Annotated in this window: 26 protein-coding genes, 2 tRNA genes and 1 pseudogene; 18 read left to right on the top strand and 11 right to left on the bottom strand. The window is 70.7% G+C overall.

Features of this window, described 5'->3' with window-relative positions; all coding sequences use genetic code 11:
* The first annotated feature begins 15 nt into the window (after positions 1-15).
* From ACHUEU_RS13810 to ACHUEU_RS13785, 6 genes are all read left to right on the top strand, one after another.
* Complete coding sequence (locus ACHUEU_RS13810) at positions 16-630, top strand: riboflavin synthase (protein ID WP_394216707.1); 615 nt, start codon at positions 16-18, stop codon at positions 628-630.
* Positions 627-1,877, top strand: coding sequence for a 3,4-dihydroxy-2-butanone-4-phosphate synthase (gene ribB, locus ACHUEU_RS13805; protein ID WP_394216706.1), 1,251 nt, complete (start codon positions 627-629; stop codon positions 1,875-1,877). The genes ACHUEU_RS13810 and ribB overlap by 4 nt, the downstream gene beginning before the upstream one ends.
* Positions 1,874-2,365 (top strand): 6,7-dimethyl-8-ribityllumazine synthase, encoded by a 492-nt coding sequence (gene ribH, locus ACHUEU_RS13800; RefSeq protein ID WP_394216705.1) that lies wholly within the window; start codon positions 1,874-1,876, stop codon positions 2,363-2,365. The genes ribB and ribH overlap by 4 nt, the downstream gene beginning before the upstream one ends.
* Before the next feature lie 415 nt (positions 2,366-2,780).
* Positions 2,781-4,898: a DNA topoisomerase (ATP-hydrolyzing) subunit B gene (gene gyrB, locus ACHUEU_RS13795; protein WP_394216736.1), complete on the top strand. Its 2,118-nt coding sequence runs from the start codon at positions 2,781-2,783 to the stop codon at positions 4,896-4,898.
* Positions 4,899-4,984: 86 nt separating this feature from the next.
* Positions 4,985-7,783 (top strand): DNA gyrase subunit A, encoded by a 2,799-nt coding sequence (gene gyrA, locus ACHUEU_RS13790; RefSeq protein ID WP_394216704.1) that lies wholly within the window; start codon positions 4,985-4,987, stop codon positions 7,781-7,783.
* 3 nt (positions 7,784-7,786) lie between these two features.
* Positions 7,787-8,401, top strand: coding sequence for a DUF3566 domain-containing protein (locus tag ACHUEU_RS13785; RefSeq protein WP_394216703.1), 615 nt, complete (start codon positions 7,787-7,789; stop codon positions 8,399-8,401).
* Between the two features lie 89 nt (positions 8,402-8,490).
* On the opposite strand, the gene ACHUEU_RS13780 is transcribed toward ACHUEU_RS13785, so the two are convergent.
* Positions 8,491-8,964 (bottom strand): aminoacyl-tRNA deacylase, encoded by a 474-nt coding sequence (locus ACHUEU_RS13780; RefSeq protein WP_394216702.1) that lies wholly within the window; start codon positions 8,962-8,964, stop codon positions 8,491-8,493.
* Between the two features lie 88 nt (positions 8,965-9,052).
* On the opposite strand from ACHUEU_RS13780, the gene ACHUEU_RS13775 reads away from it, so the two are divergent.
* Positions 9,053-9,880 carry a hypothetical protein gene (locus tag ACHUEU_RS13775; RefSeq protein ID WP_394216701.1) on the top strand — a complete coding sequence of 276 codons (828 nt, stop codon included), beginning with the start codon at positions 9,053-9,055 and terminating at the stop codon, positions 9,878-9,880.
* 40 nt (positions 9,881-9,920) lie between these two features.
* A complete protein-coding gene (locus ACHUEU_RS13770; RefSeq protein WP_394216700.1) occupies positions 9,921-11,312 on the top strand; it encodes a cryptochrome/photolyase family protein in 1,392 nt (463 codons plus the stop codon).
* A gap of 35 nt (positions 11,313-11,347) precedes the next feature.
* On the opposite strand, the gene ACHUEU_RS13765 is transcribed toward ACHUEU_RS13770, so the two are convergent.
* The 4 genes from ACHUEU_RS13765 to ACHUEU_RS13750 form a co-directional block, all read right to left on the bottom strand.
* Positions 11,348-12,934 carry a molybdopterin-dependent oxidoreductase gene (locus tag ACHUEU_RS13765; RefSeq protein WP_394216699.1) on the bottom strand — a complete coding sequence of 529 codons (1,587 nt, stop codon included), beginning with the start codon at positions 12,932-12,934 and terminating at the stop codon, positions 11,348-11,350.
* Positions 12,931-13,830 carry an anti-sigma factor domain-containing protein gene (locus tag ACHUEU_RS13760; protein WP_394216698.1) on the bottom strand — a complete coding sequence of 300 codons (900 nt, stop codon included), beginning with the start codon at positions 13,828-13,830 and terminating at the stop codon, positions 12,931-12,933. Before ACHUEU_RS13760 ends, ACHUEU_RS13765 begins: the two co-directional genes overlap by 4 nt.
* Positions 13,827-14,459: an ECF RNA polymerase sigma factor SigK gene (gene sigK, locus ACHUEU_RS13755; protein WP_394216697.1), complete on the bottom strand. Its 633-nt coding sequence runs from the start codon at positions 14,457-14,459 to the stop codon at positions 13,827-13,829. The genes ACHUEU_RS13760 and sigK overlap by 4 nt, the downstream gene beginning before the upstream one ends.
* Positions 14,460-14,552: 93 nt before the next feature.
* Positions 14,553-15,275 carry a fasciclin domain-containing protein gene (locus tag ACHUEU_RS13750; RefSeq protein ID WP_394216696.1) on the bottom strand — a complete coding sequence of 241 codons (723 nt, stop codon included), beginning with the start codon at positions 15,273-15,275 and terminating at the stop codon, positions 14,553-14,555.
* A gap of 241 nt (positions 15,276-15,516) precedes the next feature.
* Here ACHUEU_RS13750 and ACHUEU_RS13745 point away from each other — a divergent pair.
* The 5 genes from ACHUEU_RS13745 to ACHUEU_RS13725 all read left to right on the top strand — a co-directional run bounded on the left by ACHUEU_RS13745 (position 15,517) and on the right by ACHUEU_RS13725 (position 17,746).
* A tRNA-Ile gene (locus tag ACHUEU_RS13745) sits at positions 15,517-15,590 on the top strand.
* 21 nt (positions 15,591-15,611) lie between these two features.
* Positions 15,612-15,794 (top strand): DLW-39 family protein, encoded by a 183-nt coding sequence (locus ACHUEU_RS13740; protein ID WP_394216695.1) that lies wholly within the window; start codon positions 15,612-15,614, stop codon positions 15,792-15,794.
* Between the two features lie 12 nt (positions 15,795-15,806).
* Positions 15,807-15,882, top strand: a tRNA-Ala gene (locus tag ACHUEU_RS13735).
* 315 nt (positions 15,883-16,197) lie between these two features.
* Positions 16,198-16,977: a CHRD domain-containing protein gene (locus ACHUEU_RS13730; RefSeq protein WP_394216694.1), complete on the top strand. Its 780-nt coding sequence runs from the start codon at positions 16,198-16,200 to the stop codon at positions 16,975-16,977.
* 1 nt (position 16,978) lies between these two features.
* Positions 16,979-17,746, top strand: coding sequence for a class F sortase (locus tag ACHUEU_RS13725; RefSeq protein WP_394216693.1), 768 nt, complete (start codon positions 16,979-16,981; stop codon positions 17,744-17,746).
* Positions 17,747-17,767: 21 nt separating this feature from the next.
* Here ACHUEU_RS13725 and ACHUEU_RS13720 read toward each other — a convergent pair whose 3' ends face one another.
* On the bottom strand, positions 17,768-18,196 hold the full coding sequence (locus ACHUEU_RS13720) for an Lrp/AsnC family transcriptional regulator (protein WP_394216692.1): 429 nt from the start codon (positions 18,194-18,196) through the stop codon (positions 17,768-17,770).
* A 161-nt stretch (positions 18,197-18,357) separates the two neighbouring features.
* Between ACHUEU_RS13720 and ACHUEU_RS13715 the strand changes: the two genes are divergently transcribed.
* Complete coding sequence (locus ACHUEU_RS13715; protein ID WP_394216691.1) at positions 18,358-18,978, top strand: LysE family translocator; 621 nt, start codon at positions 18,358-18,360, stop codon at positions 18,976-18,978.
* A gap of 12 nt (positions 18,979-18,990) precedes the next feature.
* Here ACHUEU_RS13715 and ACHUEU_RS13710 read toward each other — a convergent pair whose 3' ends face one another.
* Positions 18,991-20,478, bottom strand: coding sequence for a helix-turn-helix domain-containing protein (locus ACHUEU_RS13710; protein WP_394216690.1), 1,488 nt, complete (start codon positions 20,476-20,478; stop codon positions 18,991-18,993).
* A gap of 159 nt (positions 20,479-20,637) precedes the next feature.
* On the opposite strand from ACHUEU_RS13710, the gene aceA reads away from it, so the two are divergent.
* A complete protein-coding gene (gene aceA, locus ACHUEU_RS13705; protein WP_394216689.1) occupies positions 20,638-21,975 on the top strand; it encodes an isocitrate lyase in 1,338 nt (445 codons plus the stop codon).
* A 123-nt stretch (positions 21,976-22,098) separates the two neighbouring features.
* On the top strand, positions 22,099-23,784 hold the full coding sequence (gene aceB, locus ACHUEU_RS13700; protein ID WP_394216688.1) for a malate synthase A: 1,686 nt from the start codon (positions 22,099-22,101) through the stop codon (positions 23,782-23,784).
* Positions 23,785-23,859: 75 nt separating this feature from the next.
* Here aceB and ACHUEU_RS13695 read toward each other — a convergent pair whose 3' ends face one another.
* The 4 genes from ACHUEU_RS13695 to fdxA all read right to left on the bottom strand — a co-directional run bounded on the left by ACHUEU_RS13695 (position 23,860) and on the right by fdxA (position 26,117).
* Positions 23,860-24,840 carry an RNA polymerase sigma factor gene (locus ACHUEU_RS13695; RefSeq protein ID WP_394216687.1) on the bottom strand — a complete coding sequence of 327 codons (981 nt, stop codon included), beginning with the start codon at positions 24,838-24,840 and terminating at the stop codon, positions 23,860-23,862.
* Entirely contained in the window at positions 24,837-25,244 is a 408-nt protein-coding gene (locus ACHUEU_RS13690) for a YciI family protein (RefSeq protein ID WP_394216686.1), read from the bottom strand. The genes ACHUEU_RS13695 and ACHUEU_RS13690 overlap by 4 nt, the downstream gene beginning before the upstream one ends.
* A gap of 104 nt (positions 25,245-25,348) precedes the next feature.
* Positions 25,349-25,735, bottom strand: coding sequence for a MerR family transcriptional regulator (locus ACHUEU_RS13685; RefSeq protein ID WP_394216685.1), 387 nt, complete (start codon positions 25,733-25,735; stop codon positions 25,349-25,351).
* 52 nt (positions 25,736-25,787) lie between these two features.
* Entirely contained in the window at positions 25,788-26,117 is a 330-nt protein-coding gene (gene fdxA / locus ACHUEU_RS13680) for a ferredoxin (protein ID WP_089065084.1), read from the bottom strand.
* Positions 26,118-26,199: 82 nt separating this feature from the next.
* On the opposite strand from fdxA, the gene soxR reads away from it, so the two are divergent.
* Both soxR and ACHUEU_RS13670 read left to right on the top strand, forming a co-directional pair.
* Positions 26,200-26,688: a redox-sensitive transcriptional activator SoxR gene (gene soxR, locus ACHUEU_RS13675; RefSeq protein ID WP_394216684.1), complete on the top strand. Its 489-nt coding sequence runs from the start codon at positions 26,200-26,202 to the stop codon at positions 26,686-26,688.
* A gap of 81 nt (positions 26,689-26,769) precedes the next feature.
* Positions 26,770-26,896: pseudogene (locus ACHUEU_RS13670) on the top strand (superoxide dismutase); the annotation flags it as partial.

Raw genomic sequence — 26,896 nt, 5'->3', positions numbered from 1 at the left:
CCTGGAAGGACCACCATGTTCACCGGCATCATCGAAGAGCTCGGCACCGTCGAGCAGCTCACTGCGGGCACCGATCCCACCCGCCTGCGGATCCGTTCCCCGCACGTCCTGGAGGGCATCGCGCTCGGTGACTCGATCGCCGTCAGCGGCTGCTGTCTGACCGTCACCTCGGTCGAGGGCGAGCACTGGACGGCCGACGTCATCTCCACCACCCTGGCCGCCACCTCGCTCGGCGACCTCACCCCCGGCGACCCCGTGAACCTCGAACGCTGCGTGCGCGCCGACGGGCGCCTGGACGGCCACATCGTGCAGGGGCACGTGGACGGGGTCGGGGAGATCACCGGCCGGGACGAGGACGGCGGCACCACCCTGCTGCGCCTCACCCTGCCGGCCGGGCTGGCCCGCTATGTGGTCGCCAAGGGCTCCCTCGCCGTGGACGGCGTGAGCCTCACCGTCGCCGCGATCGAGGGGGACGAGGTCACCCTCGGGCTCATCCCCGAGACCCTCGCCCGCACCACCCTCGGCCGTCGCAGGATCGGCGATCGCGTGAACCTCGAGGTGGACGTGCTCGCGAAATACGTCGAGAAGCTCACCGCGACCCTGCTGCCCGCCACCGAGGAGACCCGATGAACACCCTGCGACTGGACCCCATCGAGGACGCGCTCGCCGCGCTCGCCGCCGGCCGCCCCGTCGTCGTCGTCGACGACGAGGACCGCGAGAACGAGGGCGACCTGATCCTGGCCGCCTCCGCTGCCACGCCCGCCCTGATCGGCTTCGCCGTGCGCCACTCCAGCGGACTGCTGTGCGCGCCGATGAGCGCCGCCCGGGCCGACGCCCTCGAGCTGCCGCTGATGGTGCGGGAGAACGCCGATCCCCTGCGCACTGCCTACACGGTGAGCGTCGACGCGAGCGCCGGCGTGACCACCGGGATCAGCGCCTCCGACCGTGCCCGCACCCTCCAGGTGCTCGCCGGTGAGGACAGCGCGCCCAGCGACCTGATCCGTCCCGGGCACGTGCTCCCGCTGCGCGCCAAGGACGGTGGTGTGCTCGAGCGCCGCGGCCACACCGAGGCCGCCGTGGACCTCACCCGCCTCGCGGGCCTGCCCGCGGTGGGGATGATCGTCGAACTGGTCCACGACGACGGCGAGATGATGCGGGGCCCCGCGCTGCGCGAGTTCGCCGACCACCACGATCTGCGGATGATCTCGATCGAGGACCTGGCCGCGCACCGTCGGCGCACTGACCGTCCGGCCCTGGAGATCACCGCGCCGGTCCCGCTGCCCACCCCGCACGGCAGCTTCGAGGCGTTCGCCGTGCGCGAGGGCACCGCCGAGCATCTGGTGCTGGTGCGCGGGGACGTCACCACCGCCGCACCGGTCCTGACCCGGGTGCACTCCGAGTGCGTGACCGGTGACGTGTTCGGCTCCCGCCGCTGCGACTGCGGTCCTCAGCTCCAGGAGTCCCTGTCCCGCATCGACGCGGCCGGACGCGGGGTGCTGATCCTGCTGCGCGGGCACGAGGGCCGCGGCATCGGTCTGGTGGAGAAGCTGCGGGCCTACGCCCTGCAGGATGCCGGCCGGGACACGGTCGATGCCAACCTCGATCTCGGCCTGCCCGTGGACTCCCGCTCCTTCGCGGCCGTGCCCGGCATCCTCGCCCACCTCGGGGTGAGCGCGGTCGAGCTGCTCACCCACAATCCGGAGAAGGCCCACGCCCTGGTCGGCGGGGGCGTCGAGGTGGCCGGGACCGTCGACCTCGACACCCATCCCACCCCGGAGAACCTCACCTATCTCACCACCAAGCGGGACCGACTGGGACACCGTCTCCGTGATCTCCCCGCCCTGCCCACCATCCCCACCGAAGGAGAGACCGCATGAGCGGCCACGGAAGCCCCACCGCCCCGATCCCCCACAGCAGCGACACCCGGCTCGCGATCGTCGCCGCGACCTGGCACCAGGAGGTCATGGACGGACTGCTCGCCGGTGCGCTGCGCGGCGCCGCCGAGGCCGGCATCGCCGAGCCCACGGTGGTGCGCGCGCCCGGCTCCTTCGAACTGCCGGTCCTCGCCGACGCCCTCGCCCGCGACCATAACGCGGTGGTGGCGCTCGGCGTCGTGATCCGCGGTGGCACCCCGCACTTCGAGTACGTGTGCGCGGCGGCGACCGACGGATTGACCCGGGTCGGCCTCGACCACGGCGTACCGGTCGGTTTCGGTCTCCTGACCTGCGATGACGAGAAACAGGCGCTGGATCGCGCCGGGCTGCCCGGCTCCGTCGAGGACAAAGGCTATGAAGCTGCGTCCGCGGCGCTGACCACGGCGCACGTGCTGGCGGGCCTGGCCGCGAGGCGCGAGGGAGGAGCCTGACGGGCTCACCACGAGAGAAGGCCCCTGTGCCGCCCGAACACCCCGGGCGGGGTACGGGACCTCGTCCCACGGCCTCCGGAGCCCGATTCGCGGCATCTCCGGGCCGTCTGAGGGGGACTGCACGTCGCGTCATCCACAGCTGTGACGGGTCGAATAGGTTCGGCGAGCGTTCTCCGCTAGAATCGAGGAGGTTCGGCCGACGTCTTCCGACGTCCCCGCGGACTTCTGCCGTCGGCATGCTCGTCGGATCCGGTCAGTCGCCGCTCTCGCGCGTACGCGCGCGCGGCATTGAGCGGGCCCCGCGCGTTCGTCGATGCTTCTGCCCGTGCGGTCCTGCCGAACCGCCCCGCCGCCATCCGAGCGGGGGACCCTGGACTGCGAGGAGCCACATCAGGTGAGCGACAGCGACCGCCCCATGCCCGATCCGGACGTGCCCACCGGCACCCCCGACCCGTCCCCCGGAGCGGGCGAGGCAGCGGCAGCGACCTCGATCACGCCCACCACCGCCGGTGAGCGCGCGGCACACGCCCCGGAGCACTACGACGCCTCGGACATCACCGTCCTCGAGGGCCTCGAGGCGGTCCGCAAGCGACCCGGCATGTACATCGGCTCCACCGGTGAGCGCGGCCTGCACCACATGGTCCAGGAGATCGTGGACAACTCGGTCGACGAGGCGATGGCCGGGCACGGGGACAGCATCGAGGTGACATTGCTGGAGGACGGCGGTGTGCGCTGCGTCGACCACGCCCGCGGCATCCCGGTGGCCATGCACCCCACCGAGGGAAAACCCGCTGTGGAGCTGGTGCTCACCGTGCTGCACGCCGGCGGCAAGTTCGGCGGCGGCGGCTACGCGGTCTCCGGCGGTCTGCACGGCGTGGGCTCCTCCGTCGTGAACGCCCTGTCCATCCGCATGGAGGTGGAGATCCGCCGTGACGGTCACGTCTGGCGCCAGAGCTACTCCCGCGGCGTGCCCACGACGGAGCTCGCGAAGGGCGAGGCGACCGGCGAGTCCGGCACCACCATCACCTTCTGGGCCGATGACGAGATCTTCGACGAGACCACCTACGACTTCGAGACGCTGCGCAAGCGATTCCAGCAGATGGCGTTCCTGAACAAGGGACTGCGCCTGACGCTGACCGACGAGCGCACGCCCGAGAGCGACGAGAGCGAGGACCACGAACTCGACCTCGTCGACGTCGCGCACGAGGACGAGGCGAAGGACTCCGGTCCGCGCACGATCTCCTATCTCTACGAGCGCGGCCTGCAGGACTTCGTCGAGTTCATCAACACCACCAAGCGCGCCGAGGTCATCCACCCCGAGATCATCTCCTTCGAGTCCGAGGACACCGAGGCGAAGATCTCGGTCGAGGTCGCGATGCAGTGGACCGGTGCCTACTCGGAGTCGGTGCACACCTACGCCAACACCATCAACACCCACGAGGGCGGCACCCACGAGGAGGGCTTCCGCTCCTCGCTGACCTCGATCGTGAACCGGTACGGGCGGGCGCAGGGCCTGCTCAAGGAGAAGGACGCCAACCTCACCGGGGAGGACATCCGCGAAGGCCTGACCGCGGTGATCTCCGTGAAGCTGGGTGAGCCCCAGTTCGAGGGCCAGACCAAGACCAAGCTCGGCAACACCATCGCCCGCACCTTCATGGTCAAGGTGATGACCGATCAGCTGCAGGACTGGTTCGCCTCCAACCCCCAGGAGGCCAAGTCCATCGTCATGAAGGGCCAGGCCGCCGCGGCCGCCCGCGAGGCCGCCCGCAAGGCCCGCGACGCCACCCGCCGCAAGTCCCCGCTGGAGACCGGCGGGATGCCCGGCAAGCTGCGCGACTGCTCCTCCCGCAATCCGGCCGAGTCCGAGATCTTCATCGTCGAGGGCGACTCCGCCGGCGGCTCGGCGGTGCTGGGCAGGGATCCGCGCACACAGGCGATCCTCCCCATCCGCGGCAAGATCCTCAACGTCGAGAAGGCGCGACTGGACCGGGCCCTGGACAACCAGGAGGTGCGCTCGCTGATCACCGCCTTCGGCACCGGGATCGGTGAGGACTTCGACGCCACCAAGCTGCGCTACCACAAGATCGTGCTGATGGCCGATGCCGACGTCGACGGCCAGCACATCTGCACCCTGCTGCTGACGCTGCTGTTCCGCTACATGCGCCCGCTGATCGAGCTGGGTCACGTGTTCATCGCGATGCCGCCGCTGTTCCGGCTGAAGTGGTCCAACGCCCCGCACGAGTACGTGTTCAGCAACGAGGAGCGCGACGAGCGTCTCGAGGCGGGCCGCGCGGCCGGCCGCCGCATCCCCCGGGACAACGGCATCCAGCGCTACAAGGGTCTGGGCGAGATGGACTGGAAGGAGCTGCAGTCCACCACCATGGACACGGCCACGCGCACCCTGAAGCAGGTCACGGTCGACGAGGCCGCCGACGCCGACACCATCTTCTCCGTCCTGATGGGCGATGACGTCGAGTCCCGCCGCCGCTTCATCCAGGAGAACGCCAAGGACGTCCGCTTCCTCGACATCTGACGACGGCCCCCGGAGCGGTGCCGGCCCGCCCGCGCGCCCCCGGGGACCCCATGAACCCTCGGCCCAGCTGAAAGGCCTCTTGCCCCATGAGTGACACCCCGCAGGACCCCACGAATCCCGACTCGACCCCGGAGGAGAGCGCGAGCTCAGAGCAGACCCCGACGCCCGCGCAGAGCGTCGGCGTCGGCGGCCAGGAGACGCCCGAGGGCACTCACGAGATCTCCGCCGACGAGGCGGCCTCGCGCACCGTGACCCTGGTGGACCCGCTGGACGAGGACGAGGTCGACCGCATCACGCAGGTCGATCTCAACCAGGAGATGCAGCGCTCCTACCTCGACTACGCGATGAGCGTCATCGTCTCCCGCGCCCTGCCGGACGTGCGCGACGGCCTCAAGCCCGTCCACCGCCGCATCGTCTACGCGATGTTCGACGGCGGCTACCGCCCCGACCGCTCCTTCTCCAAGTCCGCGAAGGTCGTCGGCGAGGTGATGGGCAACTACCACCCCCACGGCGACTCCGCGATCTATGACGCCATGGTGCGCCTGGTGCAGCCCTGGTCGCTGCGCTACCCGCTGATCCTGGGACAGGGCAACTTCGGCTCCGCCGGCGACGACGGCGCCGCGGCCCCGCGGTACACCGAGTGCAAGATGGCTCCGCTGGCCATGGAGCTGGTGCGGGACATCGAGCAGGACACCGTGGATATGCAGGGCAACTACGACAACACGGTCGACGAACCCACCGTGCTGCCCGCCCGCTTCCCGAACCTCCTGGTCAACGGCTCCGCCGGGATCGCGGTCGGCATGGCCACGAACATGCCGCCGCACAACCTGCGCGAGGTGGCCGAGGCGGTCCAGTGGCTGCTGACCAACCACGAGGCCACCAAGCCCGAGCTGCTCGAGGCCTGCCTGCGCTTCATCAAGGGCCCCGACTTCCCCTCCGGGGCGACGATCGTGGGCACCTCGGGGATCGAGGACGCCTACCGCAGCGGCCGCGGCTCGATCACCCAGCGCGCCGTGGTCTCCACCGAGGAGATCAACGGCCGGATGTCGCTGGTGGTCACCGAGCTGCCCTATCAGGTCAACCCCGACACCCTGGCGCGCAAGATCGCCGAGATGGTGAAGCTGGGCAAGATCAGCGGCATCGCCGACATCACCGACGAGACCTCCGGTCGCACCGGTCAGCGCCTGGTCATCACCCTGAAGCGGGACGCCGTGGCGAAGGTGGTGCTGAACAACCTCTTCAAGCACACCCAGCTGCAGGAGAACTTCTCCGCGAACATGCTGGCGCTGGCCGGCGGGGTGCCGCGCACCCTCTCGATCGACTCCTTCGTGCGCGAGTGGACCAAGCACCAGATCGACGTCATCGTGCGCCGCACGAGGTTCCGCCTGCGCAAGGCCGAGGAGCAGATCCACATCTTCCGCGGCTACCTCAAGGCGCTGGACGCGCTGGACGAGGTGATCGCGCTGATCCGCCGCTCCCCGGACGTCGACCAGGCCCGCACCGGGCTGATCGAGCTGCTGGAGATCGACGAGATCCAGGCCAATGCGATCCTCGCGATGCAGCTGCGCCGCCTGGCCGCCCTGGAGCGCCAGAAGATCATCGAGGAGCACGACAAGCTGCAGGCCCTGATCGAGGAGTACACCGCGATCCTGGCCGATCCGCAGAGGCAGCGGGACATCGTCTCCGAGGAGCTGCAGGAGATCGTCGACAAGTACGGCGACGACCGCCGCACCGAGATCCTCCCCTTCGCCGGGGACATGGCGATGGAGGACCTCATCCCCGAGGAGGACATGGTCGTCACCATCACCCGGGGCGGCTACGTCAAGCGCACCCGGGAGGACCAGTACCGGGCCCAGAAGCGCGGCGGCAAGGGGGTGCGCGGCGCCTCGCTGCGCGAGGACGACGTGGTCGAGCACTTCTTCACCACCACCACGCACCGCTGGCTGCTGTTCTTCACCAACCAGGGCCGGGTCTACCGCGCCAAGGGCTACGAGCTGCCCGAGGCGCCGCGGGATGCCAAGGGCCAGCACGTGGCCAACCTGATGGCCTTCCAGCCGGAGGAGCGCATCGCCTCGGTGCTCGCGATCGACAGCTACGAGGATGCCCAGTACCTGGTGCTGGCCACCGAGTCCGGACTGGTGAAGAAGACCGCCATGCCGGCCTTCGACTCCAGCCGCACCGGCGGGATCATCGCCATCAACCTGCGCGACATCGACGGTCCCGACGGCACCCAGCCGGACCGCGTGATCGCCGCCCGCGCCGTCGACGCCGACGACCAGATCCTGCTGGTCTCCCGCAACGGGCAGTCCGTGCGGATGCCCGCCGACGACGGCACGCTGCGCCCGACCGGGCGTGCCACCAGCGGTGTCACCGGCATGAAGTTCCGCCACGACGACCGGCTGCTGGCCATGGACGTGGTGCGGCCGGACAGCTTCGTGGTCACCGTGACCGACGGCGGCTTCGCCAAGCGCACCAGCATCGAGGAGTACCGCCTGCAGGGCCGTGGCGGTCTGGGTATCAGGGTCGCGAAGCTGCCGGACGATCGCGGTCACCTGGTCGGCGCCGCCGTCGTCGAGGAGTCCGACGAGCTGCTGGTGGTGATGGAGCGCGGCCGGGTGGTCCGCTCCAAGGTCTCCGAGGTGCCGGCCAAGGGCCGCACCACGATGGGAGTGGTCTTCGCCAAGCCCGATAAGCGCGACCGCATCCTGCTGGTCACCACCGGCCAGGAGTCCGAGGTCGACGAGGACGAGGCGGAGACGCCGGAGATCGTCGACACCGATCCCGCTGACGGCGCCCCCGAGGGTGTGAGCGAGGTGGACGATGTTCTAGGCTCTGACGAGTCCGCCCAGTCGTCGACCGACGACGCCGACCCGAACGAGGAGTGATCCGTGAGCACCAGTGACTCCAGGACCACCTCCGGGCCCTCCAGCCCGGCCGAGTCCACGTCCACGCTCCCGGCCTTCACGGAGAAGCCGTCGGCGCAGTCCCCCTCGTCGACGGGGACCTCGACGAAGGACGCCGGCCCGACGACCGACACCGGGGAGCAGACCATCGGCGCCGGCCGCGGCTCGGCGGCCCGGGGCGCCAGCCGCAGCCCGAAGAAGACCACCGGCATCGCCAACCCGGCCGAGACGGAGCGTCGCGGACCGCGCCGCGTGCGCCTCACGCTGGCGCGCCTGGATCCGTTCTCGGTGATGAAGCTGTCCTTCCTGGCGGCGATCGCGATCGGGATCGCCACCGTGGTCGCGGTGATCCTGCTGTGGAACCTGGTCGAGGCGATCGGCCTCTGGGGCCAGATCGATCAGCTGGGCCGGGATCTCAACGGCGGCGAGCCGCTGCCGTTCATGGAGTTCTTCACCTTCTCGAAGATGACCAGCTACGGGACCATCGTCGCGGTGGTGAACGTCGTGATCATCACCGCGCTCGGCACCCTGGGGGCCTTCCTGTACAACCTGGTGGCGGCGCTGCTGGGCGGACTGAAGATGACCTTCACCGACGAGTGAGGCCGGGCGGAGCCGCTCTGCGCCCGCCCCTCACCCGCCGCTCCGGGCGGGCACCCCGCCCGGGGTGCCCGCCCGGTCCGTTACCGAGGTCAGGCAGGCACAGTGATATCGGCGATCCGGGCGTCGAGATGGGCGAGGGCCGCTCCGGCGGGCACGGTCACCGCGACCCCGTGGGCGCCGGCACCGAGGGAGATCCTGCGCTCCGGACCGCTGGTGAGGTGGGCGTCGGCGATGACCGGCCAGGCGGTCCTCGCACCGAAGGGCGTGATGGTTCCGCGCTCGTACCCGGTGACCTCCTTCGCGACCTCCTGGTCCGGCATCGACAGCCGGTTCACGCCCAGCAGCGCCCGCAGCCGCGGCCAGGAGATCTCCCGGTCGCCGGGCACCAGCACGAACAGGAAATCCCCCTCACCACGCCGCACCACCAGGGTCTTGACGATGTCGCGGGGGTCGACGCCGCGCGCTGCTGCCGCCTCCGCGAGGGATCCCACCCGGCCGTGCCGGGTGATCTCGAAGTCCAGTCCCGAGGCCGTCAGGGCATCGAACGCACGCTGTTCGCTCATGGGCCCAGGGTAGACCCGCCGCCCGGACCGGCGTGAGAGTGGTCGCGGGATCCTGGGACGGCTGCGACGGCCTCGATAGGGTCGACCGATGGCTTCCCCGTCGCTCGAGATCCCCACCCGGCCCGCCGCACCGGAGGACTATCCCTGGCTCGGGCCCGCGGTGCGCTCGGCGATGCTGCTCAGCAGCGGGATCGTGGACCTGGACCCGAGCGGCGGCGTCGAGGCCCCGACCGAGCAGCTCGAACAGCCGTCGGTGGAGGTCGCGGCCATCGAGCAGGCCCTCGCTGCCGAGGGGGCGGCGCCGCTGGCCGAGCGCACGCTGGTGCTCGCCGTCGGCTCCAACCAGACCCCGCAGACCATTGCCCGCAAATACCGTCGCTCCGGTCACGCCATCCCGGTGGCCACGCCTTTCGTGCGCTGTACGGTGCACGATCTGGCCGTCGGGCATGTCGCCAGCATCGCTGCTCCGGGGTATCTGCCTGCCGCCCCGTACCGGTCCCCGGGGGAGCGGATGGAACTGGTCGCGACCTGGTTCGACGAGGCACAGCTGGCCGTGGTCGATGAGACCGAACCGAACTACGACCGCCTGCGGTTGTCCGCCGAGGAGTTCCCGCTCAGTCTCGCCACCGGCGAGCAGCCCGCAGTCTTCGACGTCTACGCCTCGCGCTGGGGGGTCCTCGCCGAGGGGCGTCCTCTGCCGCTTCGCCACCGGCAGCAGGAGATCTTCGACGAGCTCAGCGTCTTGACGGGTGAGGATCGCTTCATCGGGGATGCGGCCGAGGTCTGCGCCCGGATGGCCGAGACGCCGGAAGCCCTGTACGACCTGGTGTCCGCGCAGGGACTGGTTGCGCCCGACGGCCTGGCACGGGCCGCCGGGGCGCGGCATCCCCTGTCGCTGGGCTGGGCGGAGCAGTGATCCTCGGGCTCGCCAGGGTCGATGACGAGGGGGCCGGACGATGACCGGGATCTGGTGGGTGCGCGATGATCTTCGACTTCATGACAACCCTGCTCTCACAGCCGCTGCCGACGAGGGCCCCGTCATCGCCGTGCACATCGACGAGCAGATCGAGGGCGCCCGTCCTCTGGGTGGCGCCACGCGCTGGTGGCTGCACCACTCGTTGAGTCGTCTCGGGGAGCAGCTGCGAGAGCACGGAGTGCCCCTCGTGCTGGTCAGCGGGGATCCCGAGCAGCTGATCCCGCAGCTGGTTCGGGATTCCGGCGCCGACTCGGTGCGGTGGAGCCGCCGGTATCACGCCCCACGACGCACCGTGGACGCACGGGTGAAGACTGCGCTGCGCGAGGCAGGCGTGCGTGCAGAGAGCTTCCAGAGCTACCTCCTGCACGAGCCCTGGACCATCACGACGCAGGCCGGGTCGCCGTACCAGGTCTATTCGGCCTTCGCTCGGGCCTGCCGCGCCGCCGCCCCGCCCCGCTCCGGCATCGGCATGCCCTCGCATCTCACGGGCCCGGCAGACGGCGTCCGTGCAGGGGGTCACGAGATGCGCGCCTGGCGCAGTGCGAAGCACGTCGCACAGATCCTCGATCAACGGGCCTGGCTGCCGACCGCCCCGGACTGGGCGGGTGGTCTCCGGGAGGCCTGGACTCCGGGGGAAGCAGGAGCGAGGCGGAGACTCGATGCTCTCGAGGACGTGCTGGACGCCTACGCGGAGGATCGGGAACGCCCGGCCCTCGCAGGAACCTCGTCCCTCTCCCCGCATCTCCGGTTCGGCGAGGTCTCGCCGCACGAGGTGTGGCAACGCAGCCTGGAACTGGGCGGCGGCACGGGCCATGACGCGTTCCGCGCCGAGCTGCTCTGGCGCGAGTTCGCCTGGCACCGGCTGTTCCAGTTGCCGGATCTCGCCCACCGGAACGTCCGCGCGCAGTTCGACGCATTCGCATGGCGGGAGGACACCGAGGAGCTGCACGCCTGGCAGCACGGTCGTACCGGCATCGATCTGGTCGATGCCGGTATGCGACAGCTGTGGCGGACGGGCTGGATGCACAACCGGGTACGGCTGGTCGTGGGGTCCTTCCTGACGAAGAACCTGCGCCTGCACTGGAGCTGCGGGGAGCAGTGGTTCTGGGACACGCTGGTCGATGCCGACGAGGCGTCGAATCCGTTCAACTGGCAGTGGGTGGCCGGGACGGGAGACGATGCGGCGCCGTACTTCCGCGTGTTCAACCCCGAGCGGCAGCAGGAGCGCTTCGACCCCGAGGGACGCTACGTGCGGCAGTGGGTGCCCGAGATCGGAACGGCCGACCGGGATGCACCGATCGTGGATCTGAGCGCCTCTCGTCGTGATGCCCTCGCTGCGTACGAGGACGTCCGAGGCGCCTCCGGCCGCTGAGGCGCGAGGACGGAGTCCTGCTGCGGACCTCGGGCTCAGAGAACGCTGAAGCGCACGGTGTGCCAGCCGCTGGCCCCGTTCGGTGCCGGGTTCGCCCGCTGGGAGGTCTGGAGCTCGCCCTCGCCGTCGGTGGCGCGGACCGTGACCGAGTGGTCGCCGGGTTCGGCATCCTCCCAGCGCAGCGACCACTGCACCCAGGTGTCCGCGGAGACCTCGGCGCCCAGCTCGGCCTGGCGCCAGTCCCCGTCGTCGATCTGCACCTCGATCGAGGAGATGCCGCGCTGCTGCGCCCAGGCGGTCCCGCCGAGCATCACGGCTCCCTCGCCGTCCGGGCTCAGCTCCCCGAAGGAGCGGGGCACGTCCACGCGGGAGGCGATCTTGATCGGCCCGCGTTCGGTCCAGCCCCGGGTGGACCAGTAGGCGACGTCCTCAGCGAACGTGGTCACCTTCAGCTCGGTGAGCCACTTGGTCGCCGAGACGTAGCCGTACAGTCCCGGCACCACCATCCGCACCGGATAGCCGTGCTGGACCGGCAGCGGTTCGCCGTTCATGCCCACGGCGATCAGCGAGTCGCGGTCGTCGGTGAGGGCCTCGAGGGGAGTGGAGGCGGTGAACCCGTCGATCGACCGGGACAGGACCATGTCCGCCCCGTCCTTGACCCCGGCCCGCTCGAGCAGGGTGCGCACGGGGACTCCCAGCCAGGTCGCGTTGCCGGCGAGATCTCCGCCGACGGGGTTGGAGACGCAGGCCAGCGTCACCTGCTTCTCGATCATCGGCTCCTCGAGGAGCTGCGCGAAGTCCATCGTGAGCTCCTGGTCCACCAGACCGTGGATCCGCAGCTGCCAGGTGGTGGGGTCCACGCGCGGCACCGCGAGGGCGGTGTCGATCCGGTAGAACTCGCTGTTGGGAGTGACGAAGGGCGGCATGCCCGCGAGCTCGATCTGGGCATCCGCGGGGACCGGCTCCGCGGTGCTGCGCGGCGCCGGCAGCACGTACTGCGCGGACCGACGGGCGAGCTCGCGGCTCGCGGTGACGCTGCGCGCGGTCACGGCGGCGACCACGGCGAGCAGGCCCACGGCGCCGACGCCGAGCAGGGACCGCCGACGGGTCCAGGCGGCCCCGGCATCGCCCACGGCGGCGGGAGCGCGGACGGTGCGCAGCAGGAGCAGCAGGGTCGGGACCGCCACCACGGTGCCGAGCAGGGTGGGCACCACGTCGAGCACCGAGTTCTGGGCGCGGGTGAGCACGAGGACCATCGCGAGCACGCCGAGCCCGGCGAGCAGAGCGGCCGCCGGGCGGGGCCGGGTGGCCCCCAAGCGGCCGATCAGCGCGGTCAGCGCCGCGTACACCACGCTCATCGAGGCGAACAGCACCAGCTTGTCCCGGGTGCCGAACAGGCTGATCACCAGGTCCTTCACCCTGGGCGGGACGATGTCCACGAAGGCGCTGCCGACGGCCACGAAGGGCGCGGAGGAGGAGCTGAAGGCCAGCGAGAGCAGCTCGGCGACGGCCACCAGCACCAGCCCCGCGACCACCCCGGAGACCGCCGACCAGCCGGGAGCGGCGCGGGGGCCGGGAGCGGAGCGACGGGCGGGAGCGAGCCGGGGGGACGGGGAGCTCATGACAGCACCCCGGCCGCGATCGGCTCCGTCGTCGGCTGTGCCGAGCCTCCGGCCGGCTCGATGGTCAGGCCGACGGTCACGCCCTCCGGGATCGCACCGTCATGGATGACGGCGGCGGCCGGCTCCTCGAGCATCCCGGCGCTGGCGATACCGGAGTCGTCGATCATCCACAGCTGGTACGTCTCGTCCGCGGGCAGGGCGGGCAGATCCGCGGCCTGCATGAACATCGCCCCCTGCTCACGGGAGTACAGCAGCTGCAGGGAACCTCCCACCTGGGAGGGGATGGCCACATGCGCAGCATCGTCCGCGGCCAGGATCGTCGCGAGCGTGGCGCGCTCCGCCTCGGTGCTCGCCTGCTCGGAGGCCATGGCCTCGAGGCTTGCGCGGGCCTCCTGCTCGGCGGTGCGCTCGCTGTTCCACAGTCCGGCTCCGGCGATCGTGGTCAGCAGCAGCGCCGCCGCGGCGACCGTGGTCCAACGGTTCCGGCGCCTGCTCGCCCGGTAGCGGTCCAGGGAGACGACCTGCGCTGGCGGGCTCGGCGGCGCAGGGGCGTCCTCGGCCGACAGCGCTACAGGTCGCGGGGACGGGGCCGCGGCCGCTGCGACGGCGGGAGTCTCCGGCCCGGTCGCGTCGGTCCGGGGCGACTCCTCCTGCTCCGGGAGCGGGGAGAGCTGGCGGGTGGTGCCGATGCGAGCCATCACCGCGGCCTTCAGCTCCGGCCGCGGGGCCAGCGGGGGGAGGCCGCCGGCGAGCTCGGCGGCGGTCTCCTCGAAAGCGGCGGCCTCCGCGGCGGCCTCGGGATCCTCCTCGAGGTAGCGGCGCATCTGCTCGCGCTCCTCGGCGTCCAGTGCGTTCAGTGCCCAGGCACCGGTCATGGTGTGCTTCTGCTCGTTCACGAGGTCACCCCCAGTCGGTCCCGCAGCACGATCATGCCGTCACGGATCCGAGTCTTCGCCGTCCCGACGGGGATGTCGAGCAGGGCGGCCACCTCGCGATGGCTGTATCCGCCGAAGTAGGCGAGGCGGATCGCCTCGCTCTGCGGCGAGGTGAGCGCGCCCATCGCGGTCTGCACCCGCTGGCTCTCGACCCTCATGATCCCCTCCTCCTGCACATCCACGACCTGCTGCTCCAACTGCAGCAGACCTTCCTCGGAATCCCTGCGCCGCGCCGCTTCGCTCGAACGCACCGTGTCGACCGCGCGGCGGTGGGCGATGGTGCACAGCCAGCCTCGGGCGCTGCCGCGGTGGGCATCGAAGCGGGTGGCCTGCCGCCACACCTCCACGAACACCTCCTGCAGCACCTCCTCGCTCATCGCCACGTCCCGCACCACGCGCCGGATCAGTCCGAACAGCAGCGGTGCGGTGTCGTCGTACAGGTGGGAGAAGGCGTCCTCGTCGCCGAGGGCGATGCGGCCCAGCAGCTCAGCGGGCGTGGGTGCTCGGGGCTCGTCACCGTGCAGCGGGCGCACGGCCGCATCACCGGGTGACCGGCGCTCCGGATCGGCGGGGGTGGGCTCCGCAGGCATGCGACTCCTTCAGGACGGTGAGCCCGAGCGGACAGAGACGGGTGGGACGCCCATTGCTCGCCCGCCCAGGGCAACACTGCAGTGTCGTCCTGCTCAGCCCTGCTCCGCCATGGCCGGAGGCATCAGAACGGTATCGATCAGGTAGACGGTCGCATTCTGGGTCTGGACCCCGCCGCAGATCACGGCCGCATCACCCACCATCAGGTCGTCACCGCTGCCGGTGACCTCGACGTCCTCGCCCTCCACGGTGGTGAGGGTCCCGCCGATCTCGTCGGGGGAGAGCTGACCGGGCACCACGTGGTAGGTGAGCACCTCGGTGAGGCCCTCCGAGTCACCGGCCAGGGCCGTCAGGTCCGGTTCGGGGATCGCCGCGAAAGCGTCGTCCACCGGGGCGAACACGGTGAACTCGCCCCCGTCGAGGGTGTCGGCCAGGTCCACCTCCGGATTCAGCTCGCCCGAGATGGCCGAGGTCAGCGTGGTGAGCATCGGGTTGTTCGAGGCGGCGACGCTGACCGGGTCCTGGGCCATGCCCGCGACCGAGCCGGCGCCCTCGGGCACCATCGCCGCGTAGTCCGCGCAGCCCGGGCCGACCAGGTTCGCCGCCGGGTCCATGCTCATTTCGCCGCCGTCGTCGGAGGCCATACCGCCCCCGTCGGAGGCCATGCCGCCCTCCTCGGCGGACTGCCCCTGCGTGGCGGCGGGCTGCTCACCCTCGGAGCTCGGCGGATCCTCGCCCATCCCGCCGGAGCAGGCGCTCATCAGGGCTGCGGTGGCGACGAGAATGCCGAGACGGGGAAGGATCGTTGATCTGCTCATGACGAACTCCTTGGGGATGCTGCGGACACGCTCACGGTGCGAGCGCCGGACATCCCCAGGAGGGGGAGTCACCTCAGGGGTTCGGAGCCGGGAGGGGATCGGATGGGATGTGATCCGGTGAGACGGGGAGCGCTGTGACCTCGGAAACACCGACCTCCGCGAGGTGGACGCTGCGCCACGCGCGCCGTACAGTGGTTCGTCGGTGGTCGACATCCGGAGCTGCTCCGGCTGTGATCCCCATGGGCCTATAGCTCAGTCGGTTAGAGCGCTGTCCTGATAAGACAGAGGTCACTGGTTCAAGTCCAGTTAGGCCCACTTCGAGGATCGGAGGAACTCATGAAGAAGTTCATCACCGCCGCCGCCGTCCTGACGGGGACGTCGATCGCGGGACTCCTCGTATGGCGGAAGGTCGAATCCGACCACCTCCGCAATGATCTGTGGAACGAGGCGGAGCGCATCTCCGCCGAGCAGGACACCGAGTCGGCGACGGCACAGCCCGCACCGGCCCGCACCGTCTGATATTCCACGCACGGGGACTTAGCTCAGTTGGTAGAGCGGTAGCTTTGCAAGCTTCAGGTCAGGGGTTCGACCCCCCTAGTCTCCACCAGTCGGCAGGACGAGGCCCCCTCCCGGACCGGGAGGGGGCCTTCTGCCTTTCTGGACCGCAGCTCACCGGTGAGAGGCATAGTGCTGTTCGCGCTCCGGCGACCCGGCCACGCAGCCGACCGATCGTTCGGCTCCGTCAGTTCCTGCAGAACCCCAGGTGAGAGGCGATGACGGCACCGTCATCCGGCCCTGGACCCGCTGCGCGGCACCGCGTCGAGGATTCCCTCCAATCCGCTCGCCGTCGGGTTCCGAACCCCTCCTGGATCGCCGCCCCCGACGGCCGCAGGGTCGTCCGGCGTCCGACGAAGGAGTCATCATGCGTACGACGACGAAGCGACTGCTCCCCCTCTTCGCGGCCACGGTCGCCCTCGGCACGCTCGGCGCCTCCGGCGCTGCGCTGGCCGACGACCACGACGGCGGGCAGGGTTCCGCCACCCTCGAGGCGCACCTCAGCGAGCTGAACGACTCCGGAGCCTCCGGCACGGCGTGGATCACGCTCGACGGCAATGAGGTCACCGTGAAGCTCGACAGCTCCGGCATGCTCGCCGAGGCCCCGCACGCCCAGCACATCCACATCGGTGGCACCAACCAGTGCCCCGACCCGAACATGGAGGGCACCGGTGTCGACGGCGCGATCCGCACCACGGATGCGGCCGACTCCTACGGCGGCGTGCAGGTCTCGCTGACCAAGGAAGGGGACACCAGCCCCGACAGCGCCCTGGCCGTGGACCGCTTCCCGGTCGGTGACGCGACCTATGAGCGCACCTTCGAGGTCAATGACGACGTCGCCGCCAGCCTCGCCAAGGGTGATGGCTCCGTGGTGCTGCACGGTGTGGACCACAACGGCAACGGCGCCTACGACGGTGACCAGGAGTCCGATCTGGATCCGAGCCTGCCCTCGGAGGCCACCGATCCTGCTGCCTGCGGCACCCTCGACCTGGCCCAGATGGAGCAGTGGCCCGAGGGCGGCGCCGAGACCGGTGACGGCACCACCGCCGGCATCGAGCAGTCCGGCGCCCTGCTGGCCGGAGGCGGTCTGCTGACCGCAGCGGCTGCCGGTGGCTTCGCGCTGCGCCGCCGTCAGACCCAGAAGTGAGATGAGCCCTCAGGGAACATCCCGACAGAACGGCGGCCGTCGCACGGCGGCCGCCGTTCTGACGGTCCTCGGCCTGCTCGGCGCTGCTCTTCTGGTGTTCGCGCTGACCAGCCAGGTCGGTGCCCCACCGGAACCGCCGCTGCGCGCCAGCGGCGCGACGGCCGACGGCAGCGCTGAGGAGCCGTCGGACGACGGCGCCGAGCAGCCGTCGGACGGCGGGGGCGCCGAGGCGTCGCCCGTCCCGACCACTGCGGAGGCCGAACCCTCGGAGCAGGCCACCGCCGCCGCACCGGAGTCACCGGGGGTGACCCCGATGGACCCGTCGGAACCGACCGGGCTGCGGATCGACTCGATCGGCGTCGACGAGCAGGTGTTCCCGATCGGTCTCGGAGCGGAGGGGGAGCTGCTCGCCCCCCGCGGCGACCAGGCGGATCTGCCGGCCTGGTTCGAGGGCTCACCCACCCCGGGAGAGACCGGGCCCTCCGTCATCGAGGGCCACGTGACCTGGGGCGGCGATCCGTCGATCTTCTTCGAGCTCGGGGCGCTGGAATCCGGTGACCGCATCGAGGTGGACCGCCAGGACGGGACCGTCGCGACCTTCGAGGTCTACGACGCGGCCCGGTACCCCAAGGACGAGTTCCCCACGGTGGCCGTCTACGGCAGGACCGACGGTCCGGAGCTGCGCCTGATCACCTGCAGCGGCGACCTCGACGAGGACGAGCACCACCTGGACAACACCGTGATCTCCGCCCGGCTCATCGAGGGGTGAGGCCGCGCCGCCGGGACCCGACTACGCGGTGCGCAGCGAGCTGAACAGCAGGCTCGTCTGGGTGGAGTTCACGCCCGGGATGGCCCGGATCCGTTCGAGCACCAGATCGAAGTCGGAGAGGTTGCGGCAGCGCAGCTGGATCACCAGGTCCCAGGTCCCGGTGGTCGAGTGGAACTGCTCGATCTCCGGATAGCCGCGGATCTCGTGGACGATGTCGTGATTGCGGCGAGTGTCGGTCGCCACGAGCATCACGCCCTGCACGGAGTCCTGATCGAGGTCGCTGCTGACCCGGATCGTGAAGCCCTCGATCACCCCGGTGTCCACGAGGCGGTCGATCCGGGAGGTGACGGTCGAGCGATTGACCCCCAGCTCCCGCGCCAGGACCGCCACCGGGGTGCGGCTGTTGGAGCGCAGAAGGGCGATGAGGCGGTAGTCCAGGTCGTCGAGCACGCAGTCAGCGTAACGCCACCGGGCAGAGTGCTGGCGCATTCCGCATCCTGTCCGCAACTCGGCGATTGCGGCGCCACATCGCCGACCTCTATCTTCTCTCTTGGCCCAGGTGAGGGCCTGGTTTTCGGGAGGTCCTCCCGCGGAGAGTCGAAGGTGGCGAAGTGCTCGATGTGTCCGTCCTGCCCGCGTTCCTCGTGGCGGTGGTCGTGATCCTGGTGACCCCGGGACCCGACATGGCGTTCCTGGTGGCGACCGGGATCAATCAGGGTCGGAGGGCAGCGGTGCGCGGTGCCTTCGGCGTGACCTCCGCGATGACCGTCTGGGTGCTCGTCGCGGCGACGGGGCTGGGGGTCGCGCTGACGCAGCTGCCCGCCGCCCTCGATGCGATCCGGATCGCCGGCGCCGGCTACCTGGCCTACCTCGCGATCACCACCTGGCGCAGCGCCGGGGCCGAGATCGCGGAGGCGGGTTCGGTCCCGAACGTGTTCCGGCGCGGCTTCCTGGTGAACATCACCAACCCCAAGGTGGCGCTGTTCTTCGTGGCCTTCCTGCCCCAGTTCCTCGGCTCGGCGGGAGAGCACCCCCTCGCACAGATGCTCATGCTCGGCCTGCTGCTCCAGCTCATCGGGCTGATCGCGGACCTCACCATCGGCAGCACGGCCGGACTCTTCCGGGACGCCGTGCTCGGCCGGCGTCGCGTCCGCCTGGCCCTGGACGCCGTGGCGGGCACGGTCTACGGGGGCCTCGCCGTGCTCCTGCTGCTCGGGGTCGCGCGCGGATAGCGCGGGGGGCTCTCACGCCCCGTCGGCGGCCCCCGCCGGTGCATGCCGCTCGAGGAACTCGAGCATCGTCACCCGGTCCACCCCGGTGAAGGTGCCCGTCGGCATCGCTGCCAGCAACGAGGCGTGCAGCCGCGCGACCGGCCACACCGATCCCTCCCAGCGGTCCACCAGCGCGGGATCCGGCTCCCGGCAGCAGTGGGGATCCGGGCAGGAGGACGCGTGGCGCACGGTGGTCTCCCGGCCCCGGAACCACTTCGTGTGCTGGTAGGCGGTGCCCACCGAGATCGAGAACTCCCCGCCCGGGCCGGACTCGATGTGGGAGGTGCACCAGTAGGTGCCGCCCGGCTTGTCGGTGTACTGGCAGTACTGGCGCATCCGGTCCTCGCTGCGGAACACCCGCCGGGCGCTCCACCAGCGGCACACCCGCTGCCCCTCCACCGCCCCGAGGGCATCGGTCGGGAAGCGCACGGCATCGTTCTGGTACGCCTTGAGGATCGTGCCGGAGGCATGCACCTTCAGGAAGTGCACGGGGATGCCCAGATGATGGGTGGCCAGGTTCGTGAAGCGATGCGCCGCCGTCTCGTAGCTCACCGCGAACTCGTCGCGCAGGTCCTCGACGCTCAGCTCCCGCTGCGTCTTCGCGCTCTGCAGGACGTCCAGCGCCCCGCCCTCGGGCATCAGCAGCGCCGAGGCCAGGTAGTTCGTCTCCACCCTTTGGCGCAGCAGCTCGCCGTAGTCCGCGGGCTCGCCCTTGCCCAGCACGTGCGCGGCGATCGCCTGCAGCACCGTGGAGCGGGGATCCGAGGTGGATCGACCCAGCGGCAGATAGATCCGCATGTGCTCCGAATCGGTGATCGACCGGGTGGAGTGCGGCAGGTCCGGCACCGAGTGGAGGGAGAAGCCGAGCTTCGCCGCCAGCAGTGACACCTTGCTCTGGGAGAGGGGCCCGCCCCGATGCCCGATCTGCTCCAGCAGGTCGCGGGCCACCTCCTCGAGCGCGGCGTCATAGTTCCCGGCCCGGGACTGCTCCTCGCGCAGCTGCCCGTTGACCCGGCGGGCCTCCTCCGGGGTGGCCGCGCGCTCCTCGTGCAGGCGGCGCAGCTCCTCATGCAGCGCCAGGATGGTCTCGATCGCCGCATCGGAGAGGGACTTGCGCACCGGCAGCTCGGGCAGCGGAAGGCTCTGGTAGAGCGTTCCGGCCTGCACTCTCTCAAGGGCGATCTCGAGCGCGGCCCGACGGTTGGGCGGCTCGGGATCGAGCAGATCCTCCACCCCCACCTCGAGGACGCGGGCGATCCGGCGCAGCTCGCCGAGCTTCAGCTCGCGCCTGCCGTTCTCGATCACCGACAGCTGCGAGGGTGCCCGCTGCACGGCGGCGGCGAGCTCGGCCAGGGAGAGGCCGCGCTCCTGCCGCCGGGCGCGGATGCGCTGACCGATCAGCAGCGGATCGAAGTCGTCGTCGGCCGTCTCCCGGGGAGGTGCCGCCTCGTGGTGGGCCATGCGGACACGGTGCCACAGAAAAGTTCTGCTGAACAGAAATACCGCCGAAATTCTTCGAATATGGGGGTTCCGGGGATTCTGCGGGGCCCACAGAGTGTGACTACTCGATGAAATTCGTCGAGGACAGCACCGCCCATCGCACGACCCGAGGAGCCGACGATGACCACACCCACCTCTCCCACCACCCGGCCCGGCGCTCCCCGGCCCGGGGACCAGACCCTGACCGCCCAGGAGCTCGCCCGCGACTGGGAGATCGACCCCCGCTGGCGGAACGTGCGCCGCGACCACAGCGCCGAGGACGTCATCGCGCTGACCGGCCCGGTCCGGGAGGAGCGCACTCTCGCCCGCCGCGGGGCCGAGACCCTCTGGGACCTGATCGAGGAGAACACCACCGATCCCGAGCACTGGGTGCGGGCGCTCGGCGCGCTGACCGGCAACCAGGCCGTCCAGCAGGTCCGCGCCGGGCTGCAGGCCGTCTACCTCTCCGGCTGGCAGGTCGCGGCCGACGCCAACCTCTCGGGCAAGACCTATCCCGACCAGTCGCTCTACCCGGTCAACTCCGTGCCCGCCGTGGTGCGCCGGCTCAACCACGCCCTACAGCGCGCCGCCCAGATCGAGCATGCCGAGACCGGTTCCACCAGCCGCGACTGGATGGCCCCGATCGTCGCCGACGCCGAGGCCGGTTTCGGGGGCCCGCTGAACGCCTACGAGCTGATGCTCTCGATGATCGAGGCCGGTGCCGCCGGCGTGCACTGGGAGGATCAGCTGGCCAGCGAGAAGAAGTGCGGCCATATGGGCGGCAAGGTCCTGGTGCCCACCTCCCAGCATGTGCGCACCCTCAGCGCCGCGCGTCTCGCCGCGGACGTGGCGGGAGCGCCCACGGTGATCATCGCTCGCACCGATGCGCTCGCCGCGACCCTGCTGACCAGCGACATCGACGAGCGTGACCAGCCGTTCCTCACCGGGAAGCGCACCGCCGAGGGGTTCTTCGAGGTGAGCGGCGGGATCGAGCCGGTGATCGCCCGGGGCCTGGCCTATGCGGAATATGCGGACCTGCTGTGGGTCGAATCCGCCGAGCCGGATCTCGAGCTGGCCCGCACCTTCGCCGAGCGGATCCACCGCGACTTCCCCGAGCAGAAGCTCGCCTACAACTGCTCACCGAGCTTCAACTGGAAGCGGCACCTGGATGACGCCCAGATCGCCTCCTTCCAGCGAGAGCTCGCCGCGATGGGCTACGCCTTCCAGTTCATCACCCTGGCCGGCTTCCACTCGCTGAACCACGGGATGTTCGAGCTGGCCTCGGGATACCAGGAGCGGCAGATGAGTGCCTACGTCGAGCTGCAGGAGGCGGAGTTCGCCGCCGCGCAGCGCGGTTTCACCGCCCACAAGCACCAGGCCGAGGTGGGCACCGGGTACTTCGACCGGGTCGCCACCGCCCTGAACCCGGCCTCCAGCACCCTCGCGCTGGTCGGCTCCACCGAGACGGAGCAGTTCTGAACAGCGCTGCACTGCATCGCGCCCTACTGCACCGCGCTCTGCTGCACCGCGCAGCTCACCCCCGAATACCCGCCCGCGCCCCGCCGTCGGCCCCCACGCACCATCGTCACAAGGAGCAGGCCCATGACACTGACCCAGCACCAGCGACCCACCTCGACCAGCACCCGGACCTCGCGGCCGGGACCGAGCACCCCCTCCCCGAGCTGGATCGAGCAGCTCGGACCCTCCGAGCACCGCTTCGAGGAGATCCTCACCCCCGAGGCGATGAGCTTCCTCGCCGCGCTGCACGACCGCTTCGCCGCCCGCCGCTCCCAGCTGCTGACCGCCCGGGCGATGCGGCGCGAGTCGATCGCCGGCGGGGCGATGTTCGACTTCCGCCCCGAGACGGCCGCCATCCGGGACGACCCGACCTGGCGCGTCGCCGGTGCCGGTCCCGGCCTGGAGGACCGTCGGGTGGAGATCACCGGCCCCACCGATCGGAAGATGACCGTCAACGCGATGAACTCCGGGGCGGATGTGTGGCTGGCTGACGGCGAGGACGCCCTCAGCCCCACGTGGGCCAATGTCATCGGCGGGCAGCTGACCCTGCACGACGCGATCCGTCGGCGGATCGACTTCGTCACCGACGAGGGCACGCAGTACCGGCTGGGGGAGCGGACCCCCACCATCGTGTTCCGGCCGCGCGGCTGGCACCTGCCCGAGCAGCAGCTGCGGTACCAGCGGCCCGATGGACGCTCCTGTCGCACCTCCGGCTCGCTGGTGGACGCCGGGCTGTACCTGTTCCACAACGCCCACGAGCTGATCGCGCGGGGGGCCGGCCCCTACCTCTATCTCCCCAAGCTCGAGTCCGCGCAGGAGGCGCGGCTGTGGGACGAGGTGTTCACCTTCGCCGAGCACTGGCTCGGGATCGCGCACGGCACCATCCGGGCGACCGTCCTCATCGAGACGCTGCCGGCCGCTTTCGAGATGGACGAGATCCTCTTCGAGCTGCGGGACCACTGCGCGGGGCTGAACGCCGGGCGCTGGGACTACCTGTTCTCCGTGATCAAGCAGTTCCGCGACCGGGGCCGGATCCGGGTGCTGCCCGACCGTGATCAGCTCACCATGACGGTCCCGTTCATGCGGGCCTACACCGAGCTGCTGGTGAGCACCTGCCATCGCCGCGGCGCGCATGCGATCGGCGGGATGAGCGCCTTCATCCCCGACCGTCGCGATCCCGGGGTCACCGAGAACGCCGTCGCGAAGGTGCGGGAGGACAAGTCCCGCGAGGCGGCCGACGGCTTCGACGGCACCTGGGTCGCCCATCCCGACCTGATCCCCGCGGTCCGCGCCGAGTTCGACGCGGTGCTGGGGCAACGGCCCCACCAGCTGGAGCGGCTGCGCCAGGATGTGCACGTCACCGCCGCTGACCTGCTGGACCTGCGGGTCGAGGGCGGTGCCATCACCACCGCCGGCATCCGGCAGAACATCCGGGTGGCACTGCGCTACCTCGACTCCTGGCTGCAGGGGCAGGGAGCGGTGGCGATCGACCACCTGATGGAGGACGCCGCGACCGCAGAGATCTCCCGCTCCCAGCTGTGGCAGTGGATCAACCAGGGGATGCTCACCGAGGAGGGCATGCCGATCGTCAAGGAGCGGATCGAGTACTTCATCGACCGCGGCGCCGAGGAGCTCGCAGGCGCGCCAGGGCGAGGCGGCGGCGGGAGGAGCCGGCTCCCCGAGGCGACCGAGCTGCTGAAGGAGGCGGTGCTGGGGGAGGAGTTCCCCGCCTTCCTCACCACCGCGGCCTACGAGCGCCACCTCCGCTGACGCCCCCGCGGCACCCGCGCCGCTCCGGACGCGGGTGCCGCGGAGCAGCGCGCCGCGAGCACGGTGCGGCCGTCCTCACGCGGAGTTCAGTCGCGCGGCCTGACGCAGCAGATGATCCCGCTCCGCCGTGCTGGCGGCAGTCTGCGCCGCTGCGGCGTACAGCCGCGCTGCCAGGGCGGTGCCCCCATCGGCCTCATGAAGGTATGCCGCCACCGCCGCATGGCGCGGCAGGGTCTCCGCGAGCTCTGCGAGAGCCGCCAGCCCGGCCCGCGGGCCCGCGACCTCCCCGAGCGCCACCACCCGGTTCAGCCGGGCGATCGGGCTGTCCGTGAGCGCCACCAGCTCGTCGTACCACTCGAGGATCTGGGGCCAGTCGGTCTCCGGCGCGCTGGGCGCGTCCGCGTGCAGGGCGGCGATCGCGGCCTGGGCCTGGAACTCCCCGAGCAGCCCGTCGACCTCCGGATGGGCGCGCACGGACCGTAGCTGCCGGGTGAGGCGGATCGCCTCCCCGGAGAGGTCGACGTCCCCCGAGTAGCCCTCGTTGAAGATCAGGTAGAGCACCTGGAGCACGGTGGCGACGTCCCCTGGCCGGTCGAGCCGCTGCCCGGCCAGGGTGCGCTTGGCCCGGGAGATGCGCTGGGCCATGGTCGCCTCGGGCACCAGGTAGGCGGCCGCGATCTGGCGGGTGGTGAGCCCGCCGATGGCCCGCAGCGTGAGGGCGATCGCCGAGGCCGGGGTCAGCGACGGGTGCGCGCACAGGAAGAACAGCTCCAGCGAATCGTCGGCCGCGGGGACCGACCCGGGAGCGGGATCGTGCGCGAACCGCTCCTCCCGGTGATGGCGGGCATCCTCGGCCCGCACCTGGTCGAGGAACTTCCGCCACGCGACGGTCACCAGCCAGCCCTGCGGATCCCGGGGCGGCTCGCGCTCCCAGGCCGCGAGCGCTGCGACCAGTGCGTCCTGCACGGCGTCCTCCGCCGCCGCGAAGTCCGCCCCGCGGCGGCGGAGGATGCCGATCACCGTGGGCACCAGCTCCCGCAGCCGGGACTCGTTCATCCCGTGGTCGGGGGTGTCACGCCGTACAAGGGGCGCAGCTCGAGCCACTCGTGGATCGGCGCGCCGTCCTTGCCGGGCGCGGCCGAGAGCTCCCCGGCGAGCTCGATCGCCCGCTCGTGAGTGTCCACGTCGATGATCATCCAGCCGGCGATGAGGTCCTTGGTCTCCGCGAACGGCCCGTCGGTGACCGGGGGGCGTCCCTCCCCGTCGAAGCGCACCCAGAGCCCCTCGGGGGAGAGGGCCTGGGAATCCACGTACTCACCGCTCCGGGTGAGCCGGTCGGCGAAGTCGTTCATGTACGCCAGGTGGGCATCGACCTCGTCGGGGGTCCACCGGTCCATCGGCACGTCGTTCACGGCGGCGGGCGCGCCGCGGTAATGCTTGAGCAGCAGGTACTTGGCCATGATGTCTCTCCTTCGAGCGGTGCGAGCCATTGTGCTCGCGTGCACCCCGGGGACGGAACCGGCCGACGGTTCTCGACATCTCCCGAGACCATGGCCCGGAGGGGTCAGCAGCGCTCGTGCTCCTCGAGGACCTCGTCGAGGATCTCCGCGGTGTCGTGGAGCCGGGCGATCTCCCGGGCGAGCCGCTCCCGGTGGACGCGCAGCGCGGCGAGGGAGCCGGCGGTGTCATGGACGCCGCACAGGACGGGCAGCACCGGCGCGATCTCGGTGCTGGACAGGCCCGCCGCGAAGAGCCGCTGCACCAGCAGCACCCGGTCCACGGCCTCGGCATCGAAGCGCCTGTGCCCGGCCGCGGTGCGTCGCGGCGTGAGCAGGCCCTGCTCCTCGTAGTAGCGCAGCGATCGCGGGCTCACACCCGTGTGAGAGGAGAGCTCCCCGATGCTCAGGAGCGCCTGCGGAGCAGAGCTCACAGGGGCGGCAGATGCGGTCATGCCCGCAGTCTAGGCAGCAGAAGGCTGCAGATCGGGGAACCTGCCACGCGTGTCAGGCCAGCGGATTGGGCTGCGGGGGCAGCGCCTCGACGAGCGGGTGGTCCTTGTCGATCACGCCCATCTTCGCCGCGCCGCCGGGGGCTCCGAGGTCATCGAAGAAGTCGACGTTGGCGTCGTAGTACTCGGCCCACTGGTCGGGGGTGTCGTCCTCGTAGAAGATCGCCTCGACCGGGCACACGGGCTCGCAGGCACCGCAGTCCACACATTCGTCGGGCTGGATGTAGAGCATCCGATTGCCCTCGTAGATGCAGTCCACCGGGCATTCGTCCACGCAGGCGCGATCCTTCACGTCCACGCACGGCAGGGCGATCACGTAGGTCATGGGGGTCCTTCCCGAGGTGTTGCCTTGGAGTGTAGGATCTCAAGCGTACTTGAGGTCAAGGCGTGAGCGGAAGGGGGGCGGCGTGGGTCCTGCGCGTGAGCCCGACGAGCTGCTGACCATCGGCGAGATGAGTCGCCGCACGGGCGTGGCGGCCTCCGCCCTGCGCTACTACGAGGAGCTGGGCCTGGTGGGCTCGGTGCGCACCGGCGGCAACCAGCGCCGCTATCCGCGCCACATGCTGCGCCGGGTCTCGCTGATCTCCGTCGCCAAGCGACTGGGCATGCCGCTGGCCGACGTGAAGGAGGCGTTCGGCGAGGTCCCGATGGAGAGCACCCCCTCGCACGCCGACTGGCAGCGCGCCTCCCGACAGTGGAAGAAGAAGCTCGAGGAGCGGCGGCGCGCGATCGAACGGCTCGAGCACGAGCTCACCGGCTGCATCGGCTGCGGCTGCCTCTCCCTGAAGGCCTGCGCACTGCTGAACCCCGACGATGCCCTCGCCGCGACCGGTGCCGGGCCGCGCCGACTGGAGGACGTCGCCGAGGACGAGGAGTACGCCGATGACGAACCGTGACGATCCGCTTTGCCTTCAAGTGCGCTTGACGTTCTATGGTCACGCCATACGCTGAACGCCCACCTCACGAAAGGACCGATGATGGCTGAGTACACGCTTCCTGAGCTCGATTACGACTACGGGGCGCTGGCTCCTTCGATCTCCGGCAAGATCATGGAGCTGCACCACTCCAAGCACCACGCGACCTATGTCAAGGGCGCGAACACGG

Origin of the sequence: Brachybacterium vulturis (assembly GCF_043641765.1) — a bacterium.
In the GTDB taxonomy this organism is placed as follows: domain Bacteria; phylum Actinomycetota; class Actinomycetes; order Actinomycetales; family Dermabacteraceae; genus Brachybacterium; species Brachybacterium vulturis_A.
The sequence above is the reverse complement of the archived record's forward strand: the minus strand, read 5'-3'. Positions and strand labels throughout refer to the sequence as shown.

Bases quoted from the DNA above. Each gene is read 5' to 3' on its own strand.
- ACHUEU_RS13810 (WP_394216707.1), top strand. From the start codon at position 16: ATGTTCACCGGCATCATCGAAGAGCTCGGCACCGTCGAGCAGCTCACT.
- ribB (WP_394216706.1), top strand. From the start codon at position 627: ATGAACACCCTGCGACTGGACCCCATCGAGGACGCGCTCGCCGCGCTC.
- ribH (WP_394216705.1), top strand. From the start codon at position 1,874: ATGAGCGGCCACGGAAGCCCCACCGCCCCGATCCCCCACAGCAGCGAC.
- gyrB (WP_394216736.1), top strand. From the start codon at position 2,781: ATGCCCGATCCGGACGTGCCCACCGGCACCCCCGACCCGTCCCCCGGA.
- gyrA (WP_394216704.1), top strand. From the start codon at position 4,985: ATGAGTGACACCCCGCAGGACCCCACGAATCCCGACTCGACCCCGGAG.
- ACHUEU_RS13780 (WP_394216702.1), bottom strand. From the start codon at position 8,964: ATGAGCGAACAGCGTGCGTTCGATGCCCTGACGGCCTCGGGACTGGAC.
- ACHUEU_RS13775 (WP_394216701.1), top strand. From the start codon at position 9,053: ATGGCTTCCCCGTCGCTCGAGATCCCCACCCGGCCCGCCGCACCGGAG.
- ACHUEU_RS13770 (WP_394216700.1), top strand. From the start codon at position 9,921: ATGACCGGGATCTGGTGGGTGCGCGATGATCTTCGACTTCATGACAAC.
- ACHUEU_RS13765 (WP_394216699.1), bottom strand. From the start codon at position 12,934: ATGAGCTCCCCGTCCCCCCGGCTCGCTCCCGCCCGTCGCTCCGCTCCC.
- sigK (WP_394216697.1), bottom strand. From the start codon at position 14,459: ATGCCTGCGGAGCCCACCCCCGCCGATCCGGAGCGCCGGTCACCCGGT.
- ACHUEU_RS13750 (WP_394216696.1), bottom strand. From the start codon at position 15,275: ATGAGCAGATCAACGATCCTTCCCCGTCTCGGCATTCTCGTCGCCACC.
- ACHUEU_RS13740 (WP_394216695.1), top strand. From the start codon at position 15,612: ATGAAGAAGTTCATCACCGCCGCCGCCGTCCTGACGGGGACGTCGATC.
- ACHUEU_RS13730 (WP_394216694.1), top strand. From the start codon at position 16,198: ATGCGTACGACGACGAAGCGACTGCTCCCCCTCTTCGCGGCCACGGTC.
- ACHUEU_RS13725 (WP_394216693.1), top strand. From the start codon at position 16,979: ATGAGCCCTCAGGGAACATCCCGACAGAACGGCGGCCGTCGCACGGCG.
- ACHUEU_RS13710 (WP_394216690.1), bottom strand. From the start codon at position 20,478: ATGGCCCACCACGAGGCGGCACCTCCCCGGGAGACGGCCGACGACGAC.
- aceA (WP_394216689.1), top strand. From the start codon at position 20,638: ATGACCACACCCACCTCTCCCACCACCCGGCCCGGCGCTCCCCGGCCC.
- aceB (WP_394216688.1), top strand. From the start codon at position 22,099: ATGACACTGACCCAGCACCAGCGACCCACCTCGACCAGCACCCGGACC.
- ACHUEU_RS13695 (WP_394216687.1), bottom strand. From the start codon at position 24,840: ATGAACGAGTCCCGGCTGCGGGAGCTGGTGCCCACGGTGATCGGCATC.
- ACHUEU_RS13690 (WP_394216686.1), bottom strand. From the start codon at position 25,244: ATGGCCAAGTACCTGCTGCTCAAGCATTACCGCGGCGCGCCCGCCGCC.
- ACHUEU_RS13685 (WP_394216685.1), bottom strand. From the start codon at position 25,735: ATGACCGCATCTGCCGCCCCTGTGAGCTCTGCTCCGCAGGCGCTCCTG.
- fdxA (WP_089065084.1), bottom strand. From the start codon at position 26,117: ATGACCTACGTGATCGCCCTGCCGTGCGTGGACGTGAAGGATCGCGCC.